General features: G+C 65.7%; 13 protein-coding genes, 2 tRNA genes and 2 pseudogenes. 15 read left to right on the forward strand and 2 right to left on the reverse strand.

What is annotated here, in order from left to right:
- Window positions 1-12: 12 nt before the first annotated feature.
- From QF047_RS08030 to mctP, 9 genes and pseudogenes are all read left to right on the forward strand, one after another.
- Window positions 13-1,396: pseudogene (locus QF047_RS08030) on the forward strand (glutamate-5-semialdehyde dehydrogenase).
- A 78-nt stretch (window positions 1,397-1,474) separates the two neighbouring features.
- Window positions 1,475-1,708, forward strand: coding sequence for a hypothetical protein (locus QF047_RS08035; protein ID WP_306634008.1), 234 nt, complete (start codon window positions 1,475-1,477; stop codon window positions 1,706-1,708).
- Between the two features lie 55 nt (window positions 1,709-1,763).
- Entirely contained in the window at window positions 1,764-2,378 is a 615-nt protein-coding gene (gene nadD / locus QF047_RS08040) for a nicotinate-nucleotide adenylyltransferase (RefSeq protein WP_373427013.1), read from the forward strand.
- Between the two features lie 7 nt (window positions 2,379-2,385).
- Entirely contained in the window at window positions 2,386-3,723 is a 1,338-nt protein-coding gene (locus tag QF047_RS08045; RefSeq protein ID WP_307275442.1) for a hypothetical protein, read from the forward strand.
- Between the two features lie 44 nt (window positions 3,724-3,767).
- Window positions 3,768-4,169, forward strand: a complete 402-nt coding sequence (gene rsfS / locus QF047_RS08050) for a ribosome silencing factor (protein ID WP_307275445.1) — start codon at window positions 3,768-3,770, stop codon at window positions 4,167-4,169.
- 117 nt (window positions 4,170-4,286) lie between these two features.
- Window positions 4,287-4,359: transfer RNA gene (locus tag QF047_RS08055), tRNA-Ala, on the forward strand.
- A gap of 195 nt (window positions 4,360-4,554) precedes the next feature.
- Window positions 4,555-4,627 (forward strand) — tRNA-Ala (locus QF047_RS08060).
- Between the two features lie 193 nt (window positions 4,628-4,820).
- Window positions 4,821-5,210, forward strand: a complete 390-nt coding sequence (locus tag QF047_RS08065) for a DUF3311 domain-containing protein (RefSeq protein WP_307275447.1) — start codon at window positions 4,821-4,823, stop codon at window positions 5,208-5,210.
- Complete coding sequence (gene mctP / locus QF047_RS08070; protein ID WP_307275450.1) at window positions 5,207-6,880, forward strand: monocarboxylate uptake permease MctP; 1,674 nt, start codon at window positions 5,207-5,209, stop codon at window positions 6,878-6,880. The genes QF047_RS08065 and mctP overlap by 4 nt, the downstream gene beginning before the upstream one ends.
- 52 nt (window positions 6,881-6,932) lie before the next feature.
- On the opposite strand, the gene QF047_RS08075 is transcribed toward mctP, so the two are convergent.
- The gene (locus QF047_RS08075) at window positions 6,933-8,279 is read right to left on the reverse strand and encodes a class I SAM-dependent methyltransferase (RefSeq protein WP_307275451.1); all 1,347 of its coding nucleotides are present in this window, start codon (window positions 8,277-8,279) and stop codon (window positions 6,933-6,935) included.
- Between the two features lie 67 nt (window positions 8,280-8,346).
- Here QF047_RS08075 and QF047_RS08080 point away from each other — a divergent pair, with 67 nt between their 5' ends.
- The 6 genes and pseudogenes from QF047_RS08080 (at window position 8,347) to QF047_RS08105 (ending at window position 15,270) form a co-directional block, all read left to right on the forward strand.
- Window positions 8,347-9,426 (forward strand): FAD-dependent oxidoreductase, encoded by a 1,080-nt coding sequence (locus QF047_RS08080; RefSeq protein WP_307275454.1) that lies wholly within the window; start codon window positions 8,347-8,349, stop codon window positions 9,424-9,426.
- A gap of 53 nt (window positions 9,427-9,479) precedes the next feature.
- Entirely contained in the window at window positions 9,480-10,631 is a 1,152-nt protein-coding gene (locus QF047_RS08085) for a class I SAM-dependent methyltransferase (RefSeq protein ID WP_307275456.1), read from the forward strand.
- Window positions 10,632-10,837: 206 nt separating this feature from the next.
- Window positions 10,838-12,040: an ROK family transcriptional regulator gene (locus QF047_RS08090; RefSeq protein ID WP_306639077.1), complete on the forward strand. Its 1,203-nt coding sequence runs from the start codon at window positions 10,838-10,840 to the stop codon at window positions 12,038-12,040.
- 110 nt (window positions 12,041-12,150) lie between these two features.
- Window positions 12,151-13,504, forward strand: a pseudogene (locus QF047_RS08095) (extracellular solute-binding protein).
- Window positions 13,505-13,507: 3 nt separating this feature from the next.
- Entirely contained in the window at window positions 13,508-14,389 is an 882-nt protein-coding gene (locus QF047_RS08100; protein WP_307275459.1) for a carbohydrate ABC transporter permease, read from the forward strand.
- Window positions 14,386-15,270: a carbohydrate ABC transporter permease gene (locus tag QF047_RS08105; RefSeq protein ID WP_373427754.1), complete on the forward strand. Its 885-nt coding sequence runs from the start codon at window positions 14,386-14,388 to the stop codon at window positions 15,268-15,270. The genes QF047_RS08100 and QF047_RS08105 overlap by 4 nt, the downstream gene beginning before the upstream one ends.
- Window positions 15,271-15,351: 81 nt before the next feature.
- Here the strand turns inward: QF047_RS08105 and QF047_RS08110 are convergent, their stop codons facing one another.
- On the reverse strand, window positions 15,352-16,053 hold the full coding sequence (locus tag QF047_RS08110) for a hypothetical protein (RefSeq protein ID WP_307275462.1): 702 nt from the start codon (window positions 16,051-16,053) through the stop codon (window positions 15,352-15,354).
- Between the last annotated feature and the right edge of the window lie 49 nt (window positions 16,054-16,102).

The following is a 16,102-nucleotide window of genomic DNA, read 5'->3' on the forward strand; positions in this document are numbered from 1 at the left end:
TAAACTTGGAACATGACTGAGGCCCTGATCCACAAGACTGCCGAAAATTCCGGAGATACCGCTGCTGCTTCCACAGTGCAGCCGGCCGGTTCATCCGCAGCAGAGGTCCCGGCCGAGGCTCCGGTTTCCGGCAGCGGTGATGTCGAAGCAGCGGTCCACGCCATCGCCGACCGTTCCCGCCATGCGGCGAGGCGGATGGCCATGGCAAACCGTGCCTGGAAGGACCGCGCCCTTCGTGCGGTGGGGGCTGCACTCCAGGCCAACACGGCCGCCATTCTTGCTGCCAATGCCGATGATGTCGTGGCAGGCAAAGCCAACGGCACCTCCGCAGCAATGCTGGACCGGCTCACGCTGACCGAGGCCCGGATTTGCCGGGCTTGTCGCTGCCCTGGAGAACCTGGCAAACCTCCCTGATCCCGTGGGCAACGTGGTCCGCGGGCAGACTCTTCCCAACGGGCTGCGCCTGCGCCAGGTCAACGTCCCCATGGGTGTGGTTGCCGCCATCTATGAGGCACGGCCCAACGTCACGGTGGATATCGCAGGACTTGCCCTCAAGAGTGGCAACGCGGTGATCCTGCGCGGTGGCAGCGCCGCCGAGGCCACCAATAAAGTCCTGGTGCGCGTACTGCGCGAGGCACTGGAATCGGTCGGCCTGCCTGCCGACGCCGTGCAGACCGTGGACCAGTACGGGCGCGCCGGTGCCAACGTCCTCATGCGCGCCCGCGGCAGGGTGGACGTGCTCATTCCCCGCGGCGGCCGCGACCTCATCCAGGCAGTGGTCACCAACTCCGCCGTCCCCGTCATCGAGACGGGGGAGGGGAACGTGCACATCTTCATTGACGAGTCCGCCAGCGAAGACATGGCAGTGGAGATCCTCCTGAACGCCAAGACCCAGCGTCCCAGCGTGTGCAACACGGTGGAAACCCTGCTGGTCCACTCCGGCTCCACGGTGCTGCCCGCCGTCGCCACGGCCCTCAGCAAAGCGGGCGTCCGGCTGCACGCCGACGAGCGCATCCGTGCCGCCCTTCCCGCGTCGATCGAGTCGGAACCGGCCACGGACGAGGACTGGGCCACCGAGTACATGGACCTCGACCTCGCCATTGCCATGGTGGACAGCCTCGACGAAGCCGTGCAGCATATCCGCACCTGGACCACGGGTCACACCGAAGCGATCCTGACCAACAACCTGTCCAATGCCGAGCGGTTCATCGCCGAAGTGGACTCCGCTGCGGTGATCGTCAACGCTTCCACCCGGTTCACCGACGGCGGGGAACTGGGCCTTGGTGCGGAGGTGGGCATCTCCACGCAGAAGCTGCACGCCCGCGGCCCGATGGGCCTGACCGAGCTCACCACTACCAAGTGGATCGTGCAGGGCGAGGGCCAGGTCCGCGGGTAGCAACGCGGTAACATAGACCAGAAGTCAGAAACGGCGGAGCTTTCCGCTGCCACAATCCTTTGAGCACTAGGGGAGAACATGCTGTTCCAGCAGATTGCCACAACCGTCGCCGAGGGCGGAGAACATGAACAGCTCGCGCCGCTGTGGGCTGAGCCGTGGGTCTTTGGCGTCAGCATTTTCGGCATTTTCCTGGTGCTGATGTTCATCACCTTGTCCTACAACAACCTGGGCAACCGCCACTCTGCCACGGAGGAGCACGCGGATCCGCACCGCCAGCACCCGAACAAGCACGATCACGGGCAGGGCCACTAACATTTCCCGCGCTCTGCACCGTAACGGTGCCAATGGCAGGCTGCGTCTGGGCGTGATGGGCGGGACGTTTGATCCCATCCATCACGGCCACCTCGTGGCAGCCAGTGAAGTGGCTGCCGAGTTCGACCTGGACGAGGTGGTCTTTGTCCCCACCGGGCAGCCGTGGCAGAAGGCCCACAAGCATGTCACTGAGGCGGAGCACCGGTACCTGATGACCGTCATCGCCACCGCCTCCAATCCCCGGTTCACAGTGAGCAGGGTTGACGTGGACCGTCCGGGGACCACCTACACCATTGACACTTTGCGTGACCTCCGCGCCCAGCGCCCGGAGGCGGACCTGTTCTTCATCACCGGAGCAGACGCCATGGCGCAGATCCTGTCATGGAAGGACATTGACGAACTGTGGTCACTGGCCCATTTCGTTGGCGTCACCAGGCCGGGGCACGTGCTGGATGGCATGGGCCGGACGGATGTCAGCCTGCTGGAGGTGCCGGCGATGGCCATCTCCTCCACGGACTGCCGTTCCCGCGTGGCCGCGAACAATCCCGTCTGGTACCTCGTTCCTGACGGGGTGGTGCAGTACATCGCCAAGTACGGCCTTTACCTGGAGGATCCGGCAGGCGCGAAGGCTCCAACCTCCGAAGCAAGCGAACCAGCCAGCACTGAATGAGTTCTCAATGAGTCAGGAACAGCCCCCTATCCGCAGCCGCCGGGAACTCCGGAAGGCCAGGGATGCACAACAGCCATCCGTGTCCACGGGCACGGAGCAGCTTTCCCCTGCCACAAAACGGCCTGGCCCAGGTGCCTCCGGGGCAACTTCCCAGGCACCTGAACAGACACACACCCAGCGTTCCTCACAGATTCGTGCCCGGGACCGCGCGGCCTTGCGGACCATCAAGGAGTTGGAAGAAAAAGAGGGCCAGCTGGCCGGCGGAGGTGCGCCCACGCGGCGCCAGCTCCGCCTGCAGCAACTCAAGGAGCAGGCGCTCACCGCCGCTACCCCCATCGTCGCCCCCGCCGCTCCACCGGTGAACGAGGCCGGTAACCGTCCTGGCAAGGAAAAATCCCCCGCGGGGCAGGAGCCCAAGGGTGCCCAGGCCCCGGCTGCGGCGTCCCGGACTTCCACGCTTCCCGAAGGGATGACCGTTGAGCAGGCGCTGGCGGCGAGGTCGCTGATCGCTGAGCAGGCCAAGAACCAGATCGCCAAGATGCAGCACATCGCTTCCCTCGATCCCGAAGCGGTGGACCCGGAGATCCTGGCGGAACAGATTGCGCTGGCAGAACGTGCCGCAGTGCTGAACCGCCGCGCCATGGCCAAGCAGAAGCTGGCCGAGCAGACCGGCGTCCCCGTAGCCGGGCAGGAACCTCTACCCGGCCACGAACCGGTACCTGCCCCGGAGCCAGCGCCGGGCAAACATCCCCCCGCGGGCAAGAGCTCTGTACCCCGCCGGCCTGCACCGGGCCGGCAGAAGTCTTCCCAGCAGGAACCGAAGGCGCGGGCTTCCGCGGATCAGCGGGCAGCCCCCTCGACTGCCAGCAACCTGGCCATGGTCACCCCGCTGGAATTCGTCCAGGTGCCCGGAGTGGACCGGCCGGTGATGAAGCCGCCGGCAACATCCCATGTTCCGGTAACCACGCGCCCCGGCACCAAGATTCCTCCTGCGGCCGGCACCAAGAAGCGGCGCCCCGCCGGCGGTCCGCGGCCAGCGGAGCCCGATGGCGGAACCGGGCGTTCGCAGGTCATTGCCCGTGCCGAAGCCGCGGCCAGGGCGGCCGCCCGCCCAAAGCCTGTGCTCCCACCGGCAGCGGTGGCCAGCAGTAACGCGGAGGACGCCTTCGAGGGCCTGCCACGCATCCCGGCTCGGTCCGCTCATGGACTCGATCCCCTCGACGCGGCCACAGCAGGCCTGGCCCGCGCCAACCGCAACCGGATCCTCCAGTTCTGCGTTCTGGCTTTCGGGATCCTGGCCCTCATCTCGGGCATCGTCCTGATCTTCAGCGGCATGTCCCACTGACCGGCCCGGCCGGCACCCACACTTTTAAACCAACAAGGAGTCCCGTGACTGCATCAGAATCATCCATCATCACAGCCCGCGCCGCCGCCAAAGCGGCCGCGGACAAGATTGCCCAGGACATCGTGGCCCTGGACGTGAGCGAACGCCTTGCCCTGGCCGACGTTTTCCTCATTGCCTCAGCCCCCAGCGAGCGGCAGGTCAACGCCATCGTCGACGGCATCGAGGAAGAACTCGCCAAGCAGGATCTGCGGCCGGTACGCCGTGAAGGCCGTTCCGGCGGCCGCTGGGTCCTGCTGGACTACTCGGACATCGTCATCCACGTCCAGCACGAAGAAGACCGCGTCTTCTACGCCCTCGAGCGCCTCTGGAAGGACTGCCCGGTGGTGGACCTGCAGCTGGGCGACGACACCTCGGCCAAGGCACCCGCTGCCTCCGACGCGGAGTAACCACGCGGGAACCGCACGGAATATGCCCGATTTGGAATTTTCGGAATTGCTGTTCTAAGATATTTGAGTTGCTTCGGGGAAACCCGGGAGAAAAAGCTCGCAGAGCAGCAATAATTCGGGGCTGTGGCGCAGCTGGTAGCGCACCTGCATGGCATGCAGGGGGTCAGGGGTTCGAGTCCCCTCAGCTCCACCGATAATCCGCCGGAATCATTCGATTCCGGCGGATTTTCTGCTTTTTCAGTTATGGTTGTCGCCGTCCCGTCCCAAGCCGTAGGCAAAGGACGGCGGCTGGAGACGCGCCCAAGGCTGCCGATTGGCGCACCGGGCGAAAGTGCATTAAGCTGATCAGGTTGCTTCGGCGGGACACCGCAAAGCAATAAAGTCCGGGGCTGTGGCGCAGCTGGTAGCGCACCTGCATGGCATGCAGGGGGTCAGGGGTTCGAGTCCCCTCAGCTCCACCGTAAAGGGAACCATCACCTGTGATGGTTCCCTTTTTGCTGTCCGCGCCACTTTGGTTTCCCGAGGACACTATCCCTCTTTCCGGGCAGGTCAAACTGGCGTAAAACTGTTGGTGGAGGACTCATTGTCCCGCTGACCTGCCGCTCTATCCGAAACCGGAAGGCACGGGACGGGTTGACGAGGAGGTCCCTGATGTCCCGATCAGATGGTCCCGGCCACGGCCCCAACCATCCATCTTCTTCGCCCGGTGCACGGCTGAGCCGCGACTCAGCCGTCCGGGGGCCGGCACGCCCGGCTCCCTACGTGGCCGCCGGCATCCTGCTGGCGGCGGCAATCCTCTTTCCGCTCATGCCGCAGACGTATTCCTTCGATGCCCCGCGCATGGCCGGGCTGCCGTTCTTTTACTGGTACCAGCTGCTCTGGGTGCCGATTTCGGCGGGTATGACCGGTGGAGCTTATTGGCTGATCAGCCAAGAGGACCGACGACGGCGTGCCGCCACTCGTACGGGCGGGCCGCCGGGGACAGGCTCTGCCCCGGACGGCACGCCCTCGAGCACACTTGACGGAGGTGACCGGCAATGAACGGCCGTGAAGTGAACTGGACAGCGCTGATTATTGTGGTGCTGCTTTTCGTCGCCGTAGCCATCATGGGTTTCCTCGCCGCAAGGTGGCGCCGGAACGCCAAAGAAGGCCTGCACAGCCTGGATGAATGGGGCCTGGGCGGGCGGGGCTTCGGGACGTGGATCACTTGGTTCCTGCTGGGCGGTGACCTCTACACGGCGTACACGTTCGTAGCCGTGCCGGCGGCGATGTGGGCCACCGGGGCTGTCACTGGTTTCTTCGCCGTGCCCTACACGATTGTCCTTTACCCCATCATCTTCATCATCATGAGCCGGCTGTGGTCGGTCTCCCACCGGCACGGGTATGTGACGTCCGCAGACTTTGTGGGCGGACGCTACGGCAGCCGGTGGTTGTCCCTATCGGTTGCGGTCACCGGCATCGTGGCCACCATGCCGTATATTGCGCTCCAGTTGGTGGGTATCAAGGCCGTGCTCACAGTACTTGGCTTGGGCAGTTCGGAGAATGTCCTCCTGACGGACCTGCCACTGATCCTCGCCTTCGTCGTTCTGGCCGCCTACACCTATACGTCGGGTCTCCGCGCCCCTGCGATGATTGCAGTGGTCAAGGACCTGCTCATCTACCTGTCCGTCATCGTGGCGGTCATCTACCTGCCCATCAAGTTCGGCGGCTGGGACAGCATCTTCGGCGCGGCAGAGGCCAAGCTGGGGACGGTCAACCAGGCCACGGGAAAACCGGCTGGGGTCTTTATCCCCGCAGAGGCCAACTACTCCGCCTATTGGTCCCTGGCACTGGGCTCAGCCATGGCCCTTTTTATGTATCCGCACTCGGTGACGGCGGTGCTTGCATCGAAGGCGCGCAACACCATCCGCCGTAATGCGGCGATCCTCCCGCTCTACTCGCTGATGCTCGGGTTTCTCGCCCTGCTGGGATTCGTCGCCATCCAGGCCGGCACCAAACCGATCGACCTTGACGGTTCCGTCAACCCCCAGCTCGTGGTTCCTCAGCTGTTTTTGGACCACTTTCCGGCCTGGTTCGCCGGAATCGCGCTGGCCGCCATCGCCATCGGGGCGCTGGTACCCGCGGCCATCATGTCCATCGCGGCCGCCAACATGTTTACCCGCAACATCTACCGCGATTTCATCCGGCCGGACGCCGATCCCAAAACTGAGGCGAAAGTTTCCAAGATCGTCTCGCTCGTGGTGAAGGTCGGCGCGCTGATCTTCGTGATCGCCATGGACCAGTCAACCGCAATCAACATGCAGCTGTTGGGCGGTATCTGGATCCTGCAGACGTTCCCGGCCGTCGTGGCGGGCCTGTACACGCGGTGGTTCGATCGCTGGGCCCTGCTGACCGGCTGGGCTGCGGGCATCATCTTTGGCACCATTTCCGCGTACAACGTCATCAATCCCGTCACACACGCCCATTTCGGCGGCTCGGTTGCCCCCATCCCGGGAACCAACTTCAGCGTCTACATTGCAGTGTCGGCGTTCGCACTCAACCTGATCGTCGCCGCCGTCCTAACCGTAGTGATGCGGGCCCTTAAGATCCCGACGGGTGCTGACACCACCCGCCCCTCCGACTACGCCGCGGACGAGACCGATCCGAAAGTTGTGGAGATCGAGCGGACGCAAAAATTCGTGGAGCCCGGCGGACCGTCCCCTGTACCGTAGCCGGCGGCCAAGCCTTATGGACGGGCGCCCGGCCGGAAGCCGGGCGCCTGAATCAGAACCACTGTGTCCGGCGCAGCGGCGGCTGGTCTCCACCGGGCCGCTGGACCAAAACCTGGTTCACCCCTGTCAGCCCGTTTTCGAAGCCCAAGGCACTGGACGCCATGTACAGTCGCCATACCCGCGCGCGGCCCAGGCTGGTCAGCTTCACGGCCTCGTCCCAGTGTTCCTCCAGCCTGCTGACCCATGCCCGGAGGGTAAGCGCGTAGTGCCGGCGCAATGCCTCCACATCCAGGATCTCGAATCCCGCGGACTCCAGGGCGACGGCCATTTCGCCAAGGCTGATCATTTCGCCGTCAGGAAAAACGTAGCGGGGGATAAAGGAATCGGGGTCGGGGTCGGTAGGGCCGGCGTTCCACGAAATGGCATGGTTCAACAGGCGGCCACCGGGACGCAGGAGGTTGAACAAGGCGGCCGTATACCGGGGCATCTCCGCCCGGCCCACATGCTCTGACATCCCGATGGAGCTGATGGCGTCGAAAGGCCCGTCTGGGACATCCCGGTAATCCTGCACCCGGATGTCCACGCTCTCGGTGAGGCCAGCATCCGCTGCTCGCTTGCGTGCCAGGATGGCCTGCTCACTGGACAGCGTCACACCCACCACCGTGACGCCGTAGTTGCCCGCGGCATGCAGGGCGAAGCTGCCCCAGCCGCAGCCGACGTCCAGCACCCGCATGCCCGGTTTGAGCCCCAGCTTGCGGCACACCAGGTCCAGTTTGGCTTCCTGTGCGGCGTCCAAACCCCCGGCCAGGCGGGTACCCGACGGCTCCTGCCCTTCCGCTGCCTCCAGGGACGCCGCCTCCACAGACGCTGCTTCGGGCCATACAGCGCAGGAATACACCATGGACGGCCCCAGCACCAGCGAATAGAAGTCGTTGCCCACATCGTAGTGGTGAGAGATGGCAGCCGAATCACGGCGCCGCGAGTGGACGCGGCCCTTCCTTGCAACCCGCGCTTCCTCAGGCGGGGGAGCAGGGTTTAGGCCCAGCGCTCCCAGCCGCACCGCCGTGCGCAGCAGAGTCCAGAGCCCACCCGCGGTGAGGGGCTTGAACGGCCCGGGTTCGGCAAACTTGCCGACGGAACTCAGGGCCGTAAAGGCAGCAAAGATGTCCCCGGGGGAATCGATGTCACCGGAGACGTAGGCGCGGCTGAGGCCAAGCTGGCCGGGAGACCACAGGATCCGCCGCAAAGCCCGCCGCGAACGGAATTCCAGCACAGGCGCCCCTTCGGGTCCCGCTTCGGAACCGTCCCACGCCCGGAGCCGGAGGGGGATTTCCTTGGTGCCCAGCACAATGGCCAGTGCTTTTGCGAGCCGATCTGCATTCCCGTTTTTCGTGGTCATGGCCGTCCTCCCTGTGTCCTTTGGCCAACCCTAAGGGAGGGACACCCCGCACGACTATCATGGGTGGGTGAATTCTCCCCGCGTCGACGTTGTTGTTATTGGCGCGGGCCAGGCTGGGCTTTCGGCCGCGTATCACCTCCAGCGCCGCGGACTGGACTTCATAGTGCTCGACGCCGAGGAAGGTCCGGGCGGTGCGTGGCGCCACCGGTGGAAGAGCCTCCGGATGGCAACGGTCAACGGCATCAGCGATCTTCCCGGCATTGCCAAGCCCTCCGTGGACCCCAGGGAACCCAGCTCGGAGTTCCTCACCCGCTATTTCCGCGATTATGAGGAAGAGATGGGCCTGCTGGTCCGGCGCCCGGTCAAGGTCCGGTCCGTCAGCCCCGAAGACGAGGATCCTGCAGGGAGGCTGCTGGTCAGCACGTCCAGCGGGGAATGGAGCACTGCGGCGGTGATCAATGCCACCGGCACCTGGACCCGGCCGTTCTGGCCGATCTATCCAGGGCAGAACACGTTCCGGGGCAGGCAACTGCATGTGGCGGATTATGTTTCCGCCGAAGAATTTGTAGGCAAGCATGTGATTGTGGTGGGCGGCGGGATTTCCGCCGTCGGCCTCCTGGACGAAATTTCCCTCGTCACTACCACCAGCTGGTTCACCCGGCGGGAGCCGGTGTGGCGGGACGCCGAGTTCGATGCGAAGGCCGGGCACGACGCCGTGGCACTGGTGGAGGAGCGGGTGCGCCAGGGCCTGCCGCCGCAGAGTGTGGTGTCCGTGACGGGCCTGATCTGGACACCTTCACTTCGGGCGGCCGCGGCGCGGGGAGCCCTCAACCGGCAGCCCATGTTCACGTCCATCGAACCCGACGGCGTCAGGCTGGCGGACGGCGGCCACCTCGCAGCACAGGTGATTTTGTGGGCCACCGGCTTTCGGGCCGAACTTGAACACCTCGCCCCGCTGCACCTTCGTGGCCCGGGCGGGGGAATCGTGATGGACGGAACGCAGGTGGCAGGCGAGCCGCGCGTGCACCTGGTGGGCTACGGCCCGTCGTCGTCCACCATCGGCGCCAACCGAGCCGGACGCGCGGCTGTATCGGCGATCCTGAAACTGCCCGGTATCCGCCCTGCTAAGACGGTAAATTGGGGCTGACCGTCCGGAGCCCGGACGGTGGATTGCAAACAGGAGAAGGCGGCAGGAACCAGGTGGCAGTAAAGAGTCTTGACGACGTCCTCCGGGAGCTTCGGCGCAGGCCGGACGTGGAAGCACCCAACCTGCAGGCCTGGGACGCAACGGACCGCCTGCTGCTCGAGACTGCGGCCGAACGGATCCAGCCCGGAAGCAGCTTGACGGTCATCGGTGACCGCTACGGCGCCCTGACCCTTGGTGCCCTTGCGATGTTGAGCCCCGGGACGGTGCGGGTGCACCAGGACCTCATCACCGGGGAACAGGCGCTGCGCCTGAACGCTGCCGAGGTGCTTGGCGGCGATGCCGCGGAAGCAGGCTTCTCCCAGTTTTCCCTCGGCCCGGAACTGCTCGACGGCGCGGACACTGTCCTGCTTCAACTACCCAAGACCCTTGCGGAGTTGGACCAGGTCGCCGAGGCTGTGGCGCGGCACGCGCGGCCGGACGTGGTGCTCCTGGCCGGCGGCCGGGTGAAGCACATGTCCCTGGGAATGAACGCGGTCCTGGAACGCCATTTCAGCTCCGTTGCGCCCCAGCTGGCCCGGCAGAAATCGCGCGTGATCGTGGCTGCCGGTCCGCACGGAACCGGCGGGCCGAAGCGTTTTCCCGTCGTCGAACACCTCGCCGAAATTGACCTCGACGTAGCCGCCCACGGTGCCGTGTTCGCGGGCCCGCGGCTGGACATCGGCACCCGGTTCCTGCTGACGTTCCTGCCCGCCATGCGCAGCGCACAGCACGCCGTGGACCTTGGCTGCGGCACCGGCATCCTTGCCGCCATGTATGCCCGGCAGCATCCCGGCGCAACCGTCACTGCCACGGACCAGTCAGCCGCAGCGGTGGCGTCAGCTCAGGCGACGGCCGCCGCGAACGGCCTGGCCGGGCAGGTCGGCGTCCTCCAGGACGATGCCATGGCCACGCTGGCGGACGGCAGCGCTGACCTGATCCTCTTGAATCCGCCGTTCCATGTGGGTGCGGGCGTCCATGCCGGAGCGGGCCTGAAGCTCATCGAAGCAGCGGGCCGCGTTCTGGCTCCCGGCGGTGAGCTCTGGACCGTCTTCAACCGCCACCTCGCCTACCTCCCGGCCCTCGAACGTCACGTCGGCCCTACTGCCGTGAAAGGCCAGAATCCCAAATTCACGGTGACTCGGAGCACCCGCCGCCCTCCGCTCTGACTCTTGCCGCGGCAGCGAACCTTCCCACGTCAACTCCCAGCAGGCCCTGCCCCGCAAGGCGGCGCCGCGCCGTCGGCCGTTCCTATGTGTCTGTGCCGGTGCGTAACGTACGATTCAGACATCAGTAAGTTTGTGCCGAAGACGAAGGGGACGCCGTGACTGAGATCCGCCAATCCTCGCCCAGACGCGGCACGAACCTGCCCCGGATGGGCGACTTCAACCTGACCGTGATCCTCGAGGCCATCCGCCGGTCCTCCTTCGGCCTGAGCAGGGTGGAACTCGCGCAGATCGTGGGCCTCTCGCCGCAGACCATTTCGAACATCTCCCGCCGCCTCCTGGACCAGAACCTCATTGTCGAGGCCGGCAAGGAAGGCAGCGGCCCCGGCAAGCCCCGCACCATCCTCCGCCTTAATCCCCACGGGATGTTCGCCGTCGGCGTCCACCTGGACCCGGCCGTGACCACGTTCGTGGTCCTGGACCTGGTAGGTGCGGTGGTGCAGCACTCCCGCATCAAGACGCCCGGCGGCAATGACCCGTCAGCCGTTATTTCCACCATCGCCGCCGAGATCGCCCAGCTGGTGGAAGACTCAGGGGTGGACCGGGACAGGATCGCAGGCCTCGGCGTGGCGGCCCCCGGCCCCATCGACCTGGACAACGGCACGGTGGTTGACCCGCCGCTCCTTCCCGGCTGGGACCGGGTGGAACTGCGCAACGCACTGTCCGAGGCCACCGGCTACTCCGTCCTGATGGACAAGGACGTCACCAGCGCAGCCGTTGCGGAAACCTGGGCCGGCGGTCCGAGCGGAGCGGGCAGCTTCATTTTTATGTACATGGGCACCGGCATCGGCTGCGGGATCGTGCTCAACGACGAGGTGGTGCGGGGCACGTCAGGCAACGCGGGCGAGATCGGCCACATCGTGGTGGATCCGGACGGCCCGCCGTGCGACTGCGGCCTGCGCGGCTGCGTCAAATCCTCCTGCATCCCGCAGGTCCTGGTGGCCGAGGCCGAGGCCGCCGGCATCCTGGACGGCTCCCGGTCCGGCAACAGCGGCGCCGAGGTACAGCAGAGTTTCTCCCGGCTGTGCGAGCTCGCGGACGCCGGTAACGAACAGGCGCTGGCCATCATCGACAAGTCCGCGGTGCTGGTGGCCCGCGCGGTGTCCGTGGTCACCAACACCCTTGACGTTGACCGGGTGGTTTTTGGCGGGCCGTTCTGGCATGGCCTGGCCGAACGTTACCTTGAGAAAGTGCCGCCGCTGCTGGACGCCAACAGCGCCGCACGGCTGATCCATCCCGTCGAGGTGGTGGGCACCGGCGTCGGCGAGGACGTCGGCGCCATCGGCGCGGCCTCCCTGGTCCTGGAACATACCCTGGCACCGCGTGCCCAAAGGCTGCTCCTGGACAGCTGAGAGGGCAGCCTGCCCTTGTCCGGGGCAGCACATCCATCTAGCATTTGCGTATTGCCGCGGCTGGGGCCCGCTGACAACCGGGTCCGCAGCTTTCGATCGAATGGAGCACCATGCGTCGCCCGGGCCTGAAGAGCATGTCCCTGATCGCTTCCGCACTCTTCATCCTCACGGCGTGCACGCCGGCCTCTCCGGAGGACGGCTCGAAAACCCTGAAGGTGGTCTACCAGAAGACCGATTCCTTCACCGCGCTGGAGACGATGTTCCAGGCAGCCAAGCAGGAGTTTGAGGCGGCCAACCAAGGGGTCAGGGTTGAGCTTCAGCCCATCCAGGGCAACGACGACGACTACGGCACCAAGCTTGCCCTGGCCCTGCGATCGCCGTCCACCGCACCGGACATCTTCTACGAGGACACCTTCAAGGTCCGCTCCGACGTCGACGCCGGCTACCTCCTGAAGCTGGACAGCCGCTTGGACGGGTGGGCGGACTGGGCCAAGTTCGACGACGGCGCCAAGGCGGCAGGGCGCGCGGACGACGGCGGCATTTACGCAGTGCCGCTGGGCACCGACACCCGGGCCATCTGGTACAACAAAAAGGTCTTCGAAGCCGCCGGGATCAGCCTCCCCTGGCAGCCGCGCAACTGGCAGGACATCCTGGATACGGCCCGGAAAATCAAGGCCGACGATCCCTCGGTGATCCCCTTCAACATGTACGCCGGAAAGGGCACCGGCGAAGGAACCGTGATGCAGGGTTTCTACGAACTCCTCTACGGCACCGGATCCACCCTCTACGACGAGGAGTCAAAAAAGTGGGTGGTGGGGTCTGCAGGTTTCAAGGATTCGCTGGGCTTCCTCAAAACCCTTTATGACGAGAAACTGGCGATGACGCCTGCCGAAGCCCTGGACGCGAACGTCTGGAAAAAGGTGTTCGGCGAGTGGTTCCCCACCGGAAAACTGGGCGCCACCGTGGAGGGTTCGTACGCGCCGTCGTTCTGGCAGGACGGCGGCAGCTACGAATGGCCCGGCTACGCGCAGGACATGGCCGTTGCGCCGTTCCCCACGCAGGACGGCGGCAGCCCCGGTGCCGTGAGCATGTCCGGAGGCTGGACGCTCGCCGTCGGAGCCGGGACAAAGGAGCCGGACCTCGCCTTCAAATTCCTCAGCACGGCGTTGAACCGGGACAATTCCCTGAAGTTCACGCTTGAGAGTTCCCAGATCGCGGTCCGGAGCGACGTCGCGGAGGACTCCGGCTACCAGGCGGCCAACCCGTTCGTGAGGGATGTCTCCGGACTGGTCTCCGTCACCCGCTACCGCCCGGCCACGTCCGACTACCCCCCGCATCTCCGCGGCGGTCCAGGAGGCGACGGAGGCCGTGATCACCGGTGCCAGACCACCGGAACAGGCGGCGGCGGACTATGACGCAGCCGTTGCGGAGATCGTGGGCGGCGACAAGACCGTCCGGAAGTAAGCGGTGCCGGCCCGCCTCGAGGGACGCAGGCTGTTGCGCTACCTGCCCGTCCTGCCTGCCCTCCTGCTTCTGCTCGTTTTCCTTGCGGGGCCCGTGTTCTGGGCTTTCCAGGCGTCCTTCACCAATATCGGGCTAACAGGCAGGAACGCCCGCAACCCGGAATGGGTGGGGCTCGAGAACTACCAGCGGTTACTGCTGGACCCGGTGTTTCCCCTCTCGCTGGGGCTGACCGTGTTGTTCGTGGCAGGGTCTGCTGTCCTGGGCCAGAACCTGCTGGGGCTGGCCCTCGCCGTGCTGATGCGGCGTGCGCGCCGGGCCGTGTCCGCACTGGTGGGGACGGCAGTGGTGGCGGCCTGGGTGCTTCCGGAAATAGTGGCGGCCTTTGCCGCCTACGCCTACTTCAGCCGCGACGGGACGCTGAACCAGCTGCTGGGCGGACTGGGGACGGCCCGGTCGGACTGGCTCTATTCGTGGCCCATGGCGGCGGTGGTGCTGGCCAACGTCTGGCGGGGCACCGCCTTTTCCATGCTGGTGTACCGGGCGGCCCTGAACGACATTCCAACGGAAGTGGCCGAAGCCGCCCAGATGGACGGTGCAGGCGGCTGGCAGCGGCTGGCCTTCATTACGCTGCCCATGATCCGCGGGAGCATCGCCACCAACCTGATGCTCATCACGCTGCAGACGCTCGCAGTATTCACCCTGATCTGGGTGATGACCGCAGGGGGTCCGGCCAACGCCAGCACAACCCTCCCGGTCCTGGCCTACCAGGAGGCCTTCAAATTCGGTGACATCGGATACGGGACCGCGGTGGCCTCGGTGCTGCTCCTGATCGGCACGGTGTTCGGTGTTGGCTATATCCGGCTCCTGAGGGAGGAGAAGCATTGACCGCAGCACCGGCAAGGGCGCCCGGGGCGGCGCCCTCCCAGGACGCCGCCCGTCCGGGCAGGTCGGGGAACCGCCGCAGCGGTCCTGCCGACATGGCGTTGCTGGTCCTGGGCGCGTGTTTTGTACTGCCGCTGCTCTGGCTTGTCCTGGCTTCCTTTGACGCCGAGGCAGGCCACGAGACAAGGGTTCCCGGCGCCGTTACCCTGGACAATTTTGCTGCCGTGATGACACCGGGGCTGCTGCTCCGGCCGCTGTGGAACAGCCTGCTCCTCTCGGCCGGGACGGCGGCCGTGACGCTTGCGGCGGCCGTCCTCGCCGCCTACCCGCTGTCCCGCTACCGGTCCAGGTTCAACACGCCGTTCATGTACGCGGTGCTTCTGGGCACCTGCCTTCCCATCACGGCCATCATGGTGCCGGTCTACGGCCTCTTCGTGCAGCTGGAACTGCTGGATTCGATGCCGGCCACCATCCTGTTTATGGCCGCCACCGCCCTGCCCATGGCCATCTGGATGACCAAAAACTTTATGGACACCGTGCCGGTGTCCCTGGAGGAGGCGGCGTGGGTGGACGGGGCGTCCAGGATGACGGCGCTGCGCACCATCGTCCTGCCGCTGATGCGCCAAGGGCTCGGCGTTGTGTTCATCTTTGTGTTCATCCAGGCCTGGGGAAATTTTTTCGTCCCGTTCGTGCTGCTCCTGTCCGAGGCGAAGCAGCCCGCGGCAGTGTCCATCTTCAGCTTCTTTGGGCAGCACGGGGCAGTTGCCTATGGCCAGCTGGCCGCATTCTCCATCCTGTACTCGCTGCCGGTCCTGGCCCTGTACGTCATCGTGGCCAGGGGCGCCGGCAACTCGTTCGCATTGTCCGGGGCCGTCAGGGGCTGAACGGGTAACGCCCACAGCGGAGCCTCATCATTTGACACTGATCCGGCTACTCACCTGGCAGGTGCCCCGGCCTGGGGTTGGCTAGCCCTGTTTTTCGGCGGGTTGGTCGGTTCCGAATGCTATCGAGTCGAAGACGGCGCGTGCCTCTCTCGTCAGGTTCGGATTGATCGATTCATGGAAATAGGTCACCCCGATCACAGCGCGTTCGCCGTTCAAGTCGACCACCCGGTAGGTTTCGCGCTCAGCGACGCTTGAGTACCAGCGGGTGCATATGTACGGCATTTCTGAGCGGACGCAGATCTTGTCGTCGTCGCAGGCCGTGATGTCCACGACGCCTTCGACGGAGTGGTCGAACTCGAAGCCGGAGTAATCGCCCACCATGACCTCGACGGGCGTGGTGCTCGCCGTTGACGTCTGCGCCGTCATCGCGTCGACGAAGGCCTCAGCCGACGGATCGACCTCGACGAGCGCGCCCTGCCACGCGCATGCGTCCCTCGGCACATAGTCAGCGGGCCAAAAAGTCAGGAAGACCCCCCATTCATCCGGGTGATCCGGGTCGTCCTTGGCCAGGCCATCACCGTCGGGGGTCGACCAGCCGTCTGGGACGGTGACCTCGAAAGGCACCGTGAAGTCGGTAACGAGGTATGTGCCGGCGTCGATGTCGCCGCTCTCCGGCAGAGGGGCGACCGTGCGAGCCTCCGTAGTCGATGCGGGGGACGGCGCCTCGGCGGCGGTGCACCCCGAGAGGCCGAAACATGCCAGCATTGCGACGGCGACACCCATGGGGTGCGAGCACCCGCCGTGAGTGGGGCGGGAGCGCCGGTTTGAAGTC

The sequence above is a fragment of the Arthrobacter sp. W4I7 genome (assembly GCF_030816215.1).
Taxonomy (GTDB): Bacteria; Actinomycetota; Actinomycetes; order Actinomycetales; family Micrococcaceae; genus Arthrobacter; species Arthrobacter siccitolerans_A.